Annotated in this window: 13 protein-coding genes; all 13 read right to left on the reverse strand. The window is 38.7% G+C overall.

The annotated features are described in order from the left end of the window. Positions 1-42: 42 nt before the first annotated feature. Positions 43-1,599: a hypothetical protein gene (locus tag bhn_RS12790; RefSeq protein WP_071177059.1), complete on the reverse strand. Its 1,557-nt coding sequence runs from the start codon at positions 1,597-1,599 to the stop codon at positions 43-45. 3 nt (positions 1,600-1,602) lie between these two features. After that, positions 1,603-2,610, reverse strand: a complete 1,008-nt coding sequence (locus tag bhn_RS12795; protein WP_071177060.1) for a glycosyltransferase family 2 protein — start codon at positions 2,608-2,610, stop codon at positions 1,603-1,605. Then, a complete protein-coding gene (locus bhn_RS12800) occupies positions 2,603-3,826 on the reverse strand; it encodes a hypothetical protein (RefSeq protein ID WP_071177061.1) in 1,224 nt (407 codons plus the stop codon). The genes bhn_RS12795 and bhn_RS12800 overlap by 8 nt, the downstream gene beginning before the upstream one ends. A 7-nt stretch (positions 3,827-3,833) precedes the next feature. After that, on the reverse strand, positions 3,834-4,964 hold the full coding sequence (locus tag bhn_RS12805) for a glycosyltransferase family 4 protein (protein WP_236845930.1): 1,131 nt from the start codon (positions 4,962-4,964) through the stop codon (positions 3,834-3,836). Positions 4,965-5,038: 74 nt separating this feature from the next. Continuing rightward, positions 5,039-6,310 carry a glycosyltransferase family 4 protein gene (locus tag bhn_RS12810; RefSeq protein ID WP_071177536.1) on the reverse strand — a complete coding sequence of 424 codons (1,272 nt, stop codon included), beginning with the start codon at positions 6,308-6,310 and terminating at the stop codon, positions 5,039-5,041. A gap of 2 nt (positions 6,311-6,312) precedes the next feature. Then, a complete protein-coding gene (locus tag bhn_RS12815; protein ID WP_071177063.1) occupies positions 6,313-7,206 on the reverse strand; it encodes a glycosyltransferase in 894 nt (297 codons plus the stop codon). Between the two features lie 11 nt (positions 7,207-7,217). Next, the gene (locus bhn_RS12820) at positions 7,218-8,330 is read right to left on the reverse strand and encodes an EpsG family protein (RefSeq protein ID WP_071177064.1); all 1,113 of its coding nucleotides are present in this window, start codon (positions 8,328-8,330) and stop codon (positions 7,218-7,220) included. Continuing rightward, complete coding sequence (locus tag bhn_RS12825) at positions 8,331-9,140, reverse strand: glycosyltransferase (protein ID WP_071177537.1); 810 nt, start codon at positions 9,138-9,140, stop codon at positions 8,331-8,333. It abuts the gene before it with no gap. A gap of 11 nt (positions 9,141-9,151) precedes the next feature. Then, a complete protein-coding gene (locus tag bhn_RS12830; protein WP_071177065.1) occupies positions 9,152-10,252 on the reverse strand; it encodes a YveK family protein in 1,101 nt (366 codons plus the stop codon). A 23-nt stretch (positions 10,253-10,275) separates the two neighbouring features. Then, entirely contained in the window at positions 10,276-11,676 is a 1,401-nt protein-coding gene (locus bhn_RS12835) for an exopolysaccharide biosynthesis polyprenyl glycosylphosphotransferase (protein WP_071177066.1), read from the reverse strand. An 18-nt stretch (positions 11,677-11,694) separates the two neighbouring features. After that, positions 11,695-12,441 carry a glycosyltransferase family 2 protein gene (locus bhn_RS12840; protein WP_071177067.1) on the reverse strand — a complete coding sequence of 249 codons (747 nt, stop codon included), beginning with the start codon at positions 12,439-12,441 and terminating at the stop codon, positions 11,695-11,697. Beyond that, positions 12,441-13,373, reverse strand: coding sequence for a glycosyltransferase family 2 protein (locus bhn_RS12845; protein ID WP_071177068.1), 933 nt, complete (start codon positions 13,371-13,373; stop codon positions 12,441-12,443). The genes bhn_RS12840 and bhn_RS12845 overlap by 1 nt, the downstream gene beginning before the upstream one ends. A gap of 846 nt (positions 13,374-14,219) precedes the next feature. Next, positions 14,220-15,080: an AraC family transcriptional regulator gene (locus bhn_RS12850; protein WP_071177538.1), complete on the reverse strand. Its 861-nt coding sequence runs from the start codon at positions 15,078-15,080 to the stop codon at positions 14,220-14,222. Between the last annotated feature and the right edge of the window lie 36 nt (positions 15,081-15,116).

Genomic DNA, 15,116 nt, shown 5'->3' on the forward strand with positions numbered 1-15,116 from the left:
TGCCCTCAATCTTACTCATTTTCATTTTATTATATCATGTACTCAATCAAGCTCATAGGTTACCCACATTTCCTCGTCAGAAACGAAGCTTTTTCCACTGATATTCTGGCATGAATCCACCAAATTGTTTATAGCTTCCTGCTGAAGGTCATCATCAGCCACATAAAGAACTATCTTATCAGCTGAAGTCACCTCTTTATCCACAAGTTTTTCTGTGTTTTCCTCATTCATGTAGAAAACCTTATCATACTGAAGAAGTTCATCTGTGAGCCTCCAAACATTATGTGGCGTCGCAGGATTATACATAACAACCGCTACGTTATCTTCATGTTCTCTGGCATACGCTATCTTAGGTACATCCTCCTTGTACAAGAAGAGCACATTTCCATCGATCATCAGACCTTTTATCAAAAAAGCTACCATCGCAACCATAAATGCATATACATAGCTCTTTTGCCCAATAGAATTAACAGTGTAATACACGTCCCAAAATAAGAGCATGATAATGATTCCATAAATTGGCATCTCATACCTGTTAGATGCACTGCCAACCAAAAGAGCTGTCTTGGCTGTAAGAAGGAAATATCCAACTGCTCCTACAGTTAATATCACAACTTCCGGTCTTAAAAGCTTATACTTTTTGCCAGTAAATATTCCAGCAACTATCAATATGGCTATGAAAAGAGCTATGAATATAAGTCCTCCTGCAAATACATAGTCATTTAAAAGTCCCACAAAAAACTTGACCCTAAGCCCTGTATTAAAAATATCAAAGAAGCTTCCTGACGCATCGCTTCCTCTGTAGCCGCCAAACATGTGCCTTACACTGGCTGGATATGTTAATACCGCCAATAGTAGGCTAACTGCACAGCCACAAACATAAACCAAAGCGTTCTTTAGATCTGCATTTTTAAAGAACAGCCAGTAAGCTGTTGCAACTCCTATAGATACAAAGAAGAAGATGTAAAAATACTGGATCAAAAAGCCCACGTAGGATACAGCCATGATCGGCAAAAGCCACTTGAGCATATAGTTTTTCATATCTTTTCTATATCTGCCATAATCCTGGATCAGTCTCACATGAAAATATGCACAGGCAAATACCGCTGCTGTTAAAAATGCATACATTCTGATCAGTATGTTACAGGAAATGGTCTGAGGATTAAGTCCCCAAAAGGCCATCGTAAGGAGCTGTATCTGAAATGGTACTTTAAGCCTCTCCATCAATGCATATAGCACAAGCATTGAAATAACAAATGCTATTAAATTTGTTATGATACCTGTCCATTTTGTAAATACTCCAGGAACAAAAGAACATATCGTATGGAAAACAAAATAGTAAAAAGGTGGATGAACATCCCAAGATTGAACAAGCTTAACAAGCCCGTAGTTAAAGCCTTCTCCCTCTTTAACTGCAAACTCATCCAGGATAGTCTGCTTGTCCTGCCACTCTCTGTCTGGCTGGTACAACCCCAAGCTTCTATTGGTCGAGAAATAAGTATAGTACTCATCCTCATGAAAGCCAGACTTTTGTGCACCATAATAGATACTCACAAGCAGTGCTATAAACATGATAAGGTAAATAGAAATCTTTTTCATAAATTATAAGCCCCTTATCTTCGCATGAAGCTTCCTAACAAATTTAGGTGCAGGCGCTAATATGCTCAAATAAAGCTTTTGTTTACCGGTCAAATATCCGTTTCTCATGATATTAAAGTAATTTTTCCTGATATATCCTACAACTTCAAGATAAAATGCATTGCTCTTTTCCATTTTGCTAACTGGAATGTGCAATAAGTAATCCAGCCTCTGATAGTAGCCAAATCTCTCTGCTATCTGCACAAGTTCAGGATGCTTGTCCTTAACAAGTTCAAGTACTACATCAGAATTTCTGACTATATCAGTATAAACAGATGGGAAATAGTCCTTGTCTTCGGCCTTGCGCCTTGAATTACTTCCTGATCTGTAAAAGACATGGTAATACTGATATGGCAAAACAACCAACTTATTAACGTATTCAAGAGCATGGATCATGAGATAAAAATCCTCATTAAGCTCGCCCTCAGGGAACTTAAGCCCCCTATCAAAAATAGCTTTTCTGGTGATCTTGGTGCAAAAAGATGCATCACCTGTGTGCATGAGAAGTGTCCTGAGATGCTCTACTGGAGATACTTCTGTTTCCTGCTCTGGAGGTATAACTACATCAGGACGTCTTGTTCCATCCTCTGATATCTCGTCTCTTGAGATCTGAACCATGTCTGCGCCAGTTCTGACAGCAGCGTCAACTAATGAACTATACATTCTGCTATCAACATAGTCATCACTATCTACAAATCCGATGTATTCACCTGTCGCATGTGCTATGCCCAAATTTCTGGCGCTACTGGAACCACCATTTTTCTGATGATAAACTTCCACATTAGAAAACTCTTTTGCAAGATCATCAGCAACTTTAGCTGTTCCATCTGTTGATTCATCATCAACCACTATAATCTGAAGAAGCTCAGCTGGATAATCCTGCTGAGCTACAGATCTGACGCACTTTGGTAAAAGATTTTCAATGTTATATGCCGGTATGATTACCGATATTTTCTGAGTAAACTCAGACATTAGAAGCCTCCATCTTTTTCATTTGTCTATAGAGATCATATCCAATGATCATAATGATCACCAGCATTGCGCATGACAGTGGCCAAAGAGTTGTTACTGTTGAGCCGAAAAGATATCTTGCGTAGGTCATCATAGTGATCATCTGAAGTGCTGCACATATTGGCACTCTCTTAACATTGATAACTGCATAAACTACAGCTAAGATCTCAGGGAGATAGCCATATCTCTCATGCATAGCAGGGAGACAGAAGCAGCATACTTCTACAGTAAATATAACAAGTGTTATCATATATTCAAAGCTTACTTCATTCTTTATCTTGTATGAATAGTAAGCAATGATTCCGAGAATGATCACAGTAGCCATAGTTCCACCACTGATAAGTATTGAACGGGTTGCCTTTGAAAGATCTGAAGTAATAATGGTATAAATGCTTGGATAATTCATTGTAAGTCTGGAGAACATTTTTACCTGCTTACCATAAATACCAAGAAGATCTCCCCAGCTTCTACCAGCAATTGCTGCAGGAATCATAGCTGCAAAATGTACAACTGGAATCCAGAAAATGTATCTGATCTTTATCTTATTCTTGAGCCACATGATTATTACAAATGGCATAAAGAAGATTGCCTGCTGCTTGAAGCTATAAGCAAATGCAAGGTAAATGAATGCTCTGTTGTCCTTGCCCTTCATGAAATAAAGAAGTGACAAAAGGACAAATGATGTAAATATAGCATCATTCTGTGCCCATGCTGCACTGTTGAGCACGACAGATGGAAGAAACATAGCTGCGCCATAGGCAATAAGTGACTTTGTCACATTGCCTTCTGTTGCCTTAAAAGTAATTCTCATAATAGTAACAGCACACACATAATCGAATATTACTGAAACTGTCTTTACCAGATACATATCGCTGATACCACCGCCAATATAGTGAAGGATCACGATAATATACTGGAACATACAGTTATAATCAAAAGTACTGGCATCACTGACACCTGGCTTGATTCCAAGATATGCAAATCCGCCTGCTTCATGGCACTCTCTCATCCAATCAGCAAATGCAAGCTTGTAATCACCAGAAACAATGTCATAAAGTGAAAGTCTAAATACCAATCCAAGACATGAAATGATGGTGAAAAAGAGCAGGTCAAAAATTTTTATCTCTACTCCAAAGATCTTAAATTTTGTTTCAAAAAACTCGTCAATAAATCTCATAATATCCTCATTCTAAATGATTATCTTCCTGCAAACACCTTTTTATACCAGCAGGCTTTATTATCTCAGCCTTGCTGACAGGACCCTCAGGAGAAAAACTTGGCTTTCTTCCCTCCAAAAACTCATTAGAGAACCTAAGGAGCTCTTTTGCAGCATTTTTCGCGTTCCAGACTTCTTCTATAGTCTTTTTTGCATTACTACCAAACTGCAAAATTTTATCTTTTCTTTCAAATAAATACAAGACTTTTTTCGCGAACTCACTATAGTCGCCGTTCTTGTAGGAAAGTCCATTAACTCCATCCTGTATAAGGAATGGAACGGCACCAGCTTCATAGGATGCAACTACTGCATTTCCGCACTGCATAGCCTCATTTACTACAGCTCCCCAACCTTCAAGATAGTTACTGGTAAAGAGCTGTATGTCTGCCTCTGCCATTGCTTTGAAAGCATCTGCTGGATCAAGATTTCCCTTAAAACTCACCTGCTCCCCAAGGCCGTATTCTTTCGTTTTTTTCTCAAGTGCTTCTCTTTGATTGCCGTCGCCAACGAAAGTCAGCTCAAAATCGTACCCTTTTTCCTTAAGTAGCCTTGCAATCTCTACGGCAAACTCAGGATGCTTGAGCTTTATTAGTCTTCCTGTCCAGGAAATCTTTATCTTTCTTCCTTCAAAAGATCTTTTGGGAGAAATCTCAATCTTTCTATCAGGAAAATATCCCCATTTAAGCTTCTTGTCAGGATAACAGTGGATAAGTTCAAAATCAGAAGCCACATATGCACCGGCACACAGTAGATATACCGGCATTTTTCTATATTTATAATGCTCGTGATACTTTCTTATAAGTCCTTTAGGACTTATAGCTTTCCACTGCCCTTCGCGGTAGATTCTCTCACTTAAGCGAAAAGTCAGCTTACCAGATGAAAGCCTCTTTTCCTCCAGTTCACTGATAAACCCCTCAGTCCAGCCCAATATAACTACATCGCTGTCCATAATGAGGCTACTACACTTTTCTTTATCTTCGTAAAAGAGCTCCACATAAGAATAATCCTTTGGATCCACAGCCCATCCCATCTTGATCCTTTCCTCTTCCATGGGCATAGTCTGTACAAAATGAAAAGAGTCACCGATTAACTCCTTCATAGCCTCACAAAAAGGAATCTGATGATGATTTATGTAGTTAGATACAAAGGTTATAACCAATATGATCCCTCTCTTTATTTCTTAACAATAGATTCATAAACCTCAATGAGCCTCTCATAATTGGCATTGGCGTCATGAGTCTCTCTTGCGTGTTTGCTGGCATTATCGCCATAAACCGCAGATATAACAGGTTCATCCCACATGGAAATGATCTGGTCAGCAAGCATCTCAACATTGCCCTTATCAAACAAAAGTCCATCCTTGCCAGACTGAACAAGACTTGGTATTCCTCCTACATTTGCTGCAAGCAACGGAACTCCCAGGAGCATCGCTTCTCCAACAGAATTTGGTGAATTCTCTACAACAGATGGACACACAAACAGACTGGTCTTAAGGAACTGTTCCTTCATCTCCACATCTGAAAGCATTCCTACCATCTTAACTTTTTTCTTGAGCTTATTCTTGGAAATAAGGCTCTTTATGTACTTACCATAGGCACTGGCACGCATAAAATAAGGATACTTGCTCTTACCCTTACCAATTATATTGTTTCCAGCCACATAAAGGTGTGCATCAGGGTATTTTTCAAGAATCTTTGGCATCGCCTGAAGCATAAAATGGAAGCCCTTTAACGGATAGTCACCCTGAGACAGAAAAATGCTGTGAGGCTCCGCATTCTTTTCCTCCCACTTTCCTTCATAGAAGCAAGGTCTCATGGTCTCATTTATGTGATAATACTTAGCTTCGCTATTAATTTCCGAAGTGTATTTTCTGTCAAATTCCGTTCTACCGGTAATATTTCCAGCAAGCATGATGCATTCTCTCTCATGCTCAGCTCTTATCTTGTACTTTTCAACCTGCTGCAGAAGAGAATCCTCCTTTATCCTGTCTCTAAAGGTTGCTGAATTCTGCACATCAATAGGAATATCAGCCATATACTCCTTTGCAATTACTCCGCAAATTCCCTGTATTCCTAAAAGAACTCTGTCTGGATTGCCAAAAGCTCTAAGTAATGCAAGAGAATGAGGAAATTCTGTTCCAAATATATGAACAATGTCAGGCTTAAAATCGTCCAAAATGACATGCAATCTATTCTCAAGCTTTCCATCATATACTTCAGGATGATTAAGATCCTCGTAGAAGCTATAATAGGTCACACCATCTATCTCTTCCTTAACATCGGGTTTATCAAAAGGAAAGCATATAGCAAGTGTTATTTTATTATCCTTTGCATTATGCAACTTCTCAAGGCATCCTGTAAGCCATCCCTCTCTCACAGAAAAAGGAATTCCATGTGCTTTCGCATAAGCAGGAAGCATGATGTTGCAAAGCCATAGTATCTTCAAATTCATTTCTCCTTTTTGCCGCTTCTAAGTCTATAAGCAGCATTCTTTATAGCATTGTAACCACCAGCAGTTACTTTATTTGAAGCCACAAAGGTTCTGAGTCTGGATAATGTAAGGACACGTAACAGGTCATACTTTCTGATCTGTGCCCCTGTCAGATAGAGTTTTATTATCTCTCTTCTTTCATCCTCAGAAATCTTCTTGTTCTGATCTGAATATCCGCCGCCTTCATAATTAGAAATGATCACTGGCATGTACACAGGTACTGCTTTCTCTCTATAAAAGCATCTAAGGAACTGCTCATAATCCGCTCTGACTTTGTATCGAAGGTCAAATGGGTTCTTGTATATAAGTCTCTCATCATAAAAGCAGGCCTGATGAGAAGGAACGTTTCGATAACATGCGTAATCGTCAATCCTAGGATTGGAAGCCACTTTAGTGCCTGTTGTGATTTCAAAAATATCGCCATAATAAATGGAGGAAATTGTAGTTCCTTCTTTACTCTGGTTCTTGTTAATGAACTCATGAACATTTCTAAGAACATTTTCATCCTTAAAAGTATCACCGCAATTTAAGAAAAAGATATATGACGGTGATTCGCCAGCCTGAATATCTGAAGCCTTTTCTGCAAGATATGAGGTTGCAATATTCATACCATGATATATTCCGCTATCACAACTCTCTATAAGAAGTATCTTATCCTTGCTCTCTTCGAAGTCATCAGTCACTTCAAACTTAGCCTTAAGCTTATCAATCGACCCATCTGTAGACATTCCATCTTTTACCAGAATGCGGTAATTTGTATAGCTCTGCTTCTTGATACTTTCGATAGTCTCGATCAGCTTTTTACCCGGATTATATGAAACTACTATTATGTTGAAAAAAGGTCTTTTCATCCGAAACCTCCTTAATATCCTCTCTCAGACAGAGTAAGTGGCATATCGTCAAACAAGATTGACTGATATGGCAAAATCCTAACTCCATCATCAGGAGCTTTCTTCATGTAAATTGCAAAATATAATAAACATCCTAAAACTGCTGCAATCTTGACCCACTTACGTATCCTGTCATCCTTGATATGGAGTATAAGTGCTGGAACAAACAGTATATGAGTTACTGTCAGGTAGTACCCGATCCTTGAGATGATAGGAAGAAATGATCCAAACACATAAAGGGCAAGCGCCATGAGATTGCAGTAGAAATAGAACAGGTAGGTTCTATTTTCTTTAACCACATCCTTAAACAATATTAGAGAGAAAATAAGTATAGCTGCGCATCTTGCTATATTAACTGAGCTCGTTCCACCTGTAAGATACTCTGTATCTTTGTATGAAGGATACAGGAATACCACTATCTTCAGGTATAGATCCTGTAAAAAAAGACATGAGACGCAGAAAAAGCCAGCTGCAATATACATCCATCTCTTCCACTTCATCCTTGCTATAGGATAAAGCACCAGAACAACTAAAAGTGATTTATGGAAAAGTGCACCAATAAGTACCACCATCAAAAATCTTGGCCAGTCTTTTGCCATTACAAACTTAATGGAATACAGCGCCAATCCTAAAGCTAAATAATAACGCACGGTACTGATGGACTGGAAATAATAGCCAAGGAGCATGAACATCATAAAGCTAAAGGTGAACCACTCACTCTGATCCCAGATTGCCTTCATAAAAAACAAAATAGTAAAGAAAGCAATAACAGCAAAGACCAAAATATAATTTTCAAAGCCGCTAAGATAATAGATTGCATATGTAAGCGCATTAAATCCTGCCTCCGTAGGAACATAGGCTCTTGAATACACCAAATGCATAAATTCAACATACTTGGCATAATCATTTCCTACATTTACACGTAGCGCAGACACCCAAAATAAGCATGAGAATATGATAACAACTGCTATTACATTAACAACATTCTGCCTTTTTACCTGTCCATAGCATATATTAAATTGTGTTTTTCTCACAAGCATTGCTGTTATAAGAACAACCGCTGTAAGTGGCAAATATACTATCATTTATACCTTCTTTAAAGTCTTGGCATGTTTGATGCCCTGATTTAATAAATGGTAACTTTTAAATAATCCTTTTTTGACACACATGGTTTTTCTGTTGTTAAACAGATATCTAAAACCAAGAATGCTAGCAAATGATCCATACAAAAAGTGATATAAGACACCTCTGTCATAAAAGAACTTATCTGTGTAACCATTAAACCATGTAGACTCACCTGAAACTTCATGTCCAAGTGCTACTGTGGTCCTATATAATGACAGTCCTGACTTTAAACAGTCATGTAAAAAGAGACTATCTTCTCCATTCATGTATGGAGCTCCGCCACCAAATAATAAAGAATACTTAACTCCGCTACTGACAAGCTTGTCTCTTCTAGCGCAGATGGCGTAAGCGGGATATCTTCCGTAGTTCTTCCATGTTACTTTTGCAAAGTCCTCATTCCAGTAGGTTTCTCTACCTTCCTGTGCCTTTACATTGAACATGATCACATCAGCTTCTGGGTGATCATCGAATTCTTTTAAGATCTTTTCAGCATAGCCCTGATCATAAACTATATCATCATCAGCAAACTGTATGATCTCATGGTCTGCATTTTCTAGAGCAGTGTTCCTTGATAAGCCAACACCTTTTTCTCTTCTGCCGATTACTTTGACTGTGTGACCATTTTGCTGAAACTCTTCCTCGTAATTATCTCCATCAGTTTTAATGAACTGATTGACTAAAACAGCGTCAGACTCAATATTCATTTGTTCCAGCAGACTTTTACTATCTTTGTCCACTGCTGATATCAGCATTTGAAGTCTTTTGCTCATATTATCTTCCATCACTTTATTCTGTAGTATCTTCTAAGGAATCCCGCATCAGCTCTAACCAGAATAATTCCAAGCACAGGACATTCATGTTTCTTTAGCTGAGCTATAATATGTTCGCTCATGCTTCCACATCTTTTTCCCGCTGGAACTGTAAGAATAACACCATCAGATGCACCAATCTTTCTGTAGTTATCAAGCACATTTCCAGGAATTTCCATGGCTGTTACTTTATCTAACTGACTATCAAAGCCGCTTCCTAATGCCTTTTTAAGTGAATCCAGATCCTTTTTGGAATTCTCGGCATCTTTTACGCTGTCTGAAGCAATCAGCACAACTCTCTCCGCACCAGCAATATATTTCTCATAAGCTGCCTGCAATTCGTTTTTGAAGAAAGCGTCCTTTGAATTATTTTCAAAAAGCACTCCAAGTACCGGCAATTTATATCTCTTTTCGCAGTCCTCAGGAACATAGACCGAATCGTCAAGGGCATCTACTAGCAAAAGAACTAAAACTGCCGCTACTGCAAATAAAACCGCCCCAAAGATTACTGCTACGAAAGTCCTATCTGTGTAGGTCACAAGAGCAGAATCTGTCTTGCCAATAAGCTTGATCGAATCAAACGCCTCATTGGTATTTCCATAATTTACCAACGCTTCATCGATTGCATCTGTTATCAAATCAGTATCTTCCTGACTATTATTCGTAACAGTCACCAAAAGGAGCCTTACATCTGAAGGAATCTCTGCTTTTACAGAATCAATAACTTCCTGCTCCGAAATCTGCTCCTTTGATACTCCAGCCTTTTGCAGATTTTCCATAGCAATAGGTAAAATGTCATCAGTAGACATGAGCAAGTTCCAAGTAAATGCATTGTAATAGTCAACCAAAGTTCCTGCCTGCTCATCATAAGCAAACTTAATGTAGAGCTTGGACTCTGTGCTATAGCTTCTGGCAGGGCCAAAAGTAACGTTCACAAGAGTGTATATTCCGCCGCATAAAAATGCTCCCACCAATGCCGCCAGCGGAATGATCCATATTTTTTTGATAAGCCTTAAATAAAAGCTCCTTAAATTAAGTTCTTCATCCATATGTCTCTGAAATGTTCTGTCCATAAGCATTCTCCAGAATGATAATCTTACTTCTGCGCTGTTGTCTGATTCTCATCAACACCTTCTGTGCTGTCTGGTGTAAACAGTATCTTTACTGTAAGCAGCATAAGCTTGACATCAAGCCAAATCGAATAATTTTCAATATATGTAAGATCAAGCTTTAATTTATCATAAGGTGTAGTATTGTATTTTCCATAAACCTGCGCATATCCTGCAAGTCCAGCCTTCACTTTCATTCTGAAAGCAAATTCAGGCATATCTTCAAGATACTGCTCTATGATCTCTGGTCTCTCAGGTCTTGGTCCAATGAACGTCATGTCACCAACCAGGATATTAAAAAGCTGTGGCAGCTCATCAATCCTACATGAACGGATAAACTTGCCGATAGGAGTTATTCTTGAATCGTTCTTGGATGCAAGTCTTGCAACTCCATCTTTTTCAGCATCAACGCTCATACTTCTAAACTTCATGATCTTGAACTCTCGTCTGTTGATAGTGCATCTAACCTGCTTGTAAAGCACAGGGCCACCATCATATGCCTTGATGATGATAGCGGTGATCAGCATTATTGGTGAAGAAAGTATGATCAGTATCAAAGAAAGCAGTATGTCGAAAGCTCTTTTTATTGCTCTTTGTTCAACCTTGATAGCATATTCCCTAAGTAAGAGAACCGGTGTATCAAAAAGATGAAGCTGAGTAGATCCCTTTAATAGTACATCTGTGATCTTTGGCATTACATAGATTCTGATGTTACGACCATAGCAGTACTTAACAAGACCATTTCTATACTCACTAGGAACATCCCAGATAATGACGCCATCATAATCTCCAAGGCACTCTTTGTAGACATTTTCAATGCCTTCAGATATATTCATCTGTTTGATGATCCTGTATTTATCTTTTCTGGTATTGAACTTGCGAATAATGTCATCTGCAGCAAATTTACCATTAACAAGAAGGAGATTCCTTGGCGGGAATATCATTCGATAAATGGCATTTGTGGCATAGGCCCATGCAAAAGACAAAACAAGCTGAATTCCAAATATCTCCAACATTGGGAGCACTGGAACAAGCCAGTTTCTCAAAAGAGCTATCTGGAAATATGAAATGAAGTTCGCCATAAATAATGCGAAGATCTGTGAAAAGAACACATCCATAGGCTTAAGATATCCAATCTTAAGGCCACCATATGTGTTTGAAAAGAATAAAAGCAATATGAAATAGATTGCTAAAATAAGCAAATGTCCGCGGAAGTAAAGCTTAAGTCCACTTCCAAGATTATATCCGTCAACGCTGATACGATTAGCAGAAACTATTGGATAATATGTCTTAAACCAAAAACAGGCGTATACAGCTGTCTGCACGCACAGTCCAATAAATCCAAGGAATAAAACAAGGATTCTTTTTACTGATTCTACGTGTTTCATATGATCCCCTTTTAGCTATCAGATTCTCCTAAGAGTTGCTCTGACAGCCCATCCTCCAAAATAAAATAATGATTCTAATACAGAGAGATCTGCAATATTTCTATACAAAAACCATATTCTCTCTATGGCCAAAAGCTTATTTGATGAAAGCGATTTGGCTGGTCTACGGTAAATAGCAAGATTCTCATCCATTCCGTAAGCAATGATCCCGCTCTTTAATATTCTCCACCAAGTTGCAGTGTCCTCACTTGGAACCATCGGCATATGGATGATCTCCATGTCTATCTTCTCAGTGTCAAACATAACAGTTGTTGTGAAAATAACCGTTCTTGACAGAGCCTGCCTAAAGTTTAGCGTTTTAGGAGCATGTACTACTTTACCTGTAGGTCTAGCTTCTTCATCTCCAAACTCATAGGAATGAAAAGAAAAAGCGGCTCCGTTTTTTTCCATGAAGGCAATCTGCTTTTCAAGCTTATCTGCTTGCCATACATCGTCTGCATCCAAAAAAGCTATGTATCTGCCGATCGCAGCATCGATTCCTGTGTTTCTAGCAGCTGCGGCACCTTCATTTCTCTCTTTTTTGATTAGTTTGATTCTCTTTGCCTGAGAAGATATCAGTTCTTCAATATATTCAGCGCTTCCATCCCTTGAGCAGTCATCAACCAGAATAAGTTCCCAGTCTTTATAAGTCTGAGCTTCCACCATTTCTATGGTCTTTGCTATGTATTTTTTTGCATTATAGACTGGAACAACAATACTTACCATTATAATTCCTCTTTAACAATGTATAATGGACGCTTCTTGACCTCGAGATAAGTCTTGGACAGGTACTGTCCCACAATACCGATGCAAAACAGCTGTACGCCGCTAACAAGTGAAATAATACATACAAGTGAAGGCCATCCACTTGTAGGGTCTCCAAACATGAGCTTTCTACCAATAATGAAGATTATGAATATAAAAGCAAGCAAGCAGAACAGCACACCCATAAATGATGCAATTGCAAGTGGTGCTGTTGAAAATGCAACTATTCCGTCAAGAGCATAGAGGAAAAGCTTCCAAAAAGACCACTTAGTCTCACCTTTTTGTCTCTCAACATTCTCAAATTCGATCCATTTATTCTTAAAGCCCACCCATCCAAAGATTCCTTTAGAAAAGCGGTTGTATTCGCCCATAGAAAGGACTGCATCTACAAATTGTCTGGTCATAAGTCTGTAGTCTCTTGCGCCGTCTACGATCTCAGTCTTGGACATCTTGTTGATGATCCTGTAGAACATTCTTGCAAAGAATGACCTGATAGGAGGCTCGCCTTTTCTACTGACTCTTCTGGTAGCTACGCTGTCATAGCCTTCATTAACAATAGCTTCATACATCTGTGGTAAAAGAGCTGGTGGATCCTGAAGGTCGCAGTCCATGATTGCAACAAAATCACCCTTTGCTCTCTCAAGACCAGCTATCATAGCAGACTCTTTTCCAAAGTTTCTTGAGAAGTTGATAAGATGAACTCTCTCATCCCTCTCGTGAAGCTTTTTTACTTCTGCTACTGTTCCATCCTTAGAACCATCATTTACATATATGATTTCCATATCCACATCATGGGACTTAAAATAAGCCTCATTCTTTAGAAGCTCATCATAAAAATCCACAATATTCTCCTGCTCATTGTAACAAGGTACTATTATGCTCAAAATTTTCATGTGCCAATCTCCACGCGTCAATTATCTGATTGCATAGTAAGGCAATCCTACCCAATATTTTACACTTATTGCCCAAGTCTTTCAACGAACAGTTACCATTCACAGTTTTGGGGGCCGCTGGCTAGTTCACTGGGGCCGCGCCCTGCCACTGCCTAATTCAGCTAAATGGGGCCGCCAGCCTAAAGTTTGTTTTTGTTCATCCTTTGGATTTTTATGTTCATGGCATTATATTTCCTACTTTAAATTCTTTGAAACAAACTCGCCTTTGATTGCCATTTTTTGCATGTAAAGTTTTGGGTTTGAACGATTGTCAAAAAACGCCATTTTTTTGTGCTCATAAGCAGCTTTTGAAGCGCATGCGGTTTGCGTTGTTTGAAGCAGGGCGATAAGAATTTATATAAGTGGTCACGCCCGCTTTTGGCGGGCTTTGTAAACAGGAATAAGAGGTGACTCTGCAAGCTAGCTTGCGAGATCACCTCTTTTCCTGTTATTGGAGCGTAGCTCCTATGACCACTTATTATAAATTCCGCCCTGCAAGTCTGTAGCAAGAGCATGCGTATTAAAACAAAAGCTGCATGAGCACATAGAAAAGTATCGTTTTTTTGATGAGGGCAAAACAAAACTTTACAGCAAAAATGGCATCAAAGACTCAGACAGTGTTTCAAAAACAGAATTTAAAGTAAGAAATATAACGCTCATGAACATAGAAAAATCCTCAGAGATTCTCAAAAATAAACTTTAGGCTGGCGGCCCCACTTAGCTAGACTAGGCAGTGGCAGGGCACGGCCCCAGTGAAATAGCCAGCGGCTATCCCCAAACTGTGAATGGTAACAACGAACAATAGCATTACTTCCATCCAGCCTTGAATTCTAAAGGACTTACTCCCTCAATCTGCTTAAATATCCTTGAGAAATAGTATAAGGGAGTTATTCCGCAGGCAGCCCCCACCTCTTCCACTGTCATATCTGTGAATCTAAGTAGCTGCTTGGCATGGGTAATCCTTACCACCAATAGGTAATTTATGATAGATGTTCCGAATTGTTCCTTAAAACTTCTTGATAAAGAATACTTATTTTTTAAAAAAAGGTCCGATAGCATATCGAGCGATATCTTTTCCGAATAGTGTGTATCTATATATTCCTTAACATCATACAATGATTTTGTATTTGGATCAGATCTTTTAGCTTCCGGATTCCAGCTAAATGACATCAAAAAAGTCATAAGAGCAGACAAGTATTCGTTGATCCTGATATCTCTGATATAGTCCGCTGAATGTGCCACATCATTTATTTTCTTCCATATTTCTTTTGGTATTCCCAGTTCTTCTGGTCTAAATACCGGCTGACCACCTCTGTCCACATACTTCATATATATAGGGAGTACATTTTCTCCATTAAAATGTATCCACTCCAATCTCCAAAGATTATTAGAAGTTCTGTGAGAATACGACTTCTGGCAGTTGATAAATACGCAGTCTCCGGCCTCAATCTCATAGAGTTTGCCTTCATAGTCAAGGTATCCGCTTCCCTCTTTTACATAGAAAAATAAAAACGAAGACAGATTCTGTCTTTTACTAATGTGCGTTTTTTGAGCTTTTAAACTACCAATTTCCTGTAAATATATGAGATTATTTTTTGCAAATTCCGAGGCAGTATACAGCAATCTGTCAGAGGATACATACTCACCTTGAAATAGTTTTTCGCCCATTTTACCGCTTCCTTTCATATTTTCTCTTCTGTTTTA

It is taken from the genome of Butyrivibrio hungatei (assembly GCF_001858005.1).
Taxonomy (GTDB): domain Bacteria; phylum Bacillota; class Clostridia; order Lachnospirales; family Lachnospiraceae; genus Butyrivibrio; species Butyrivibrio hungatei.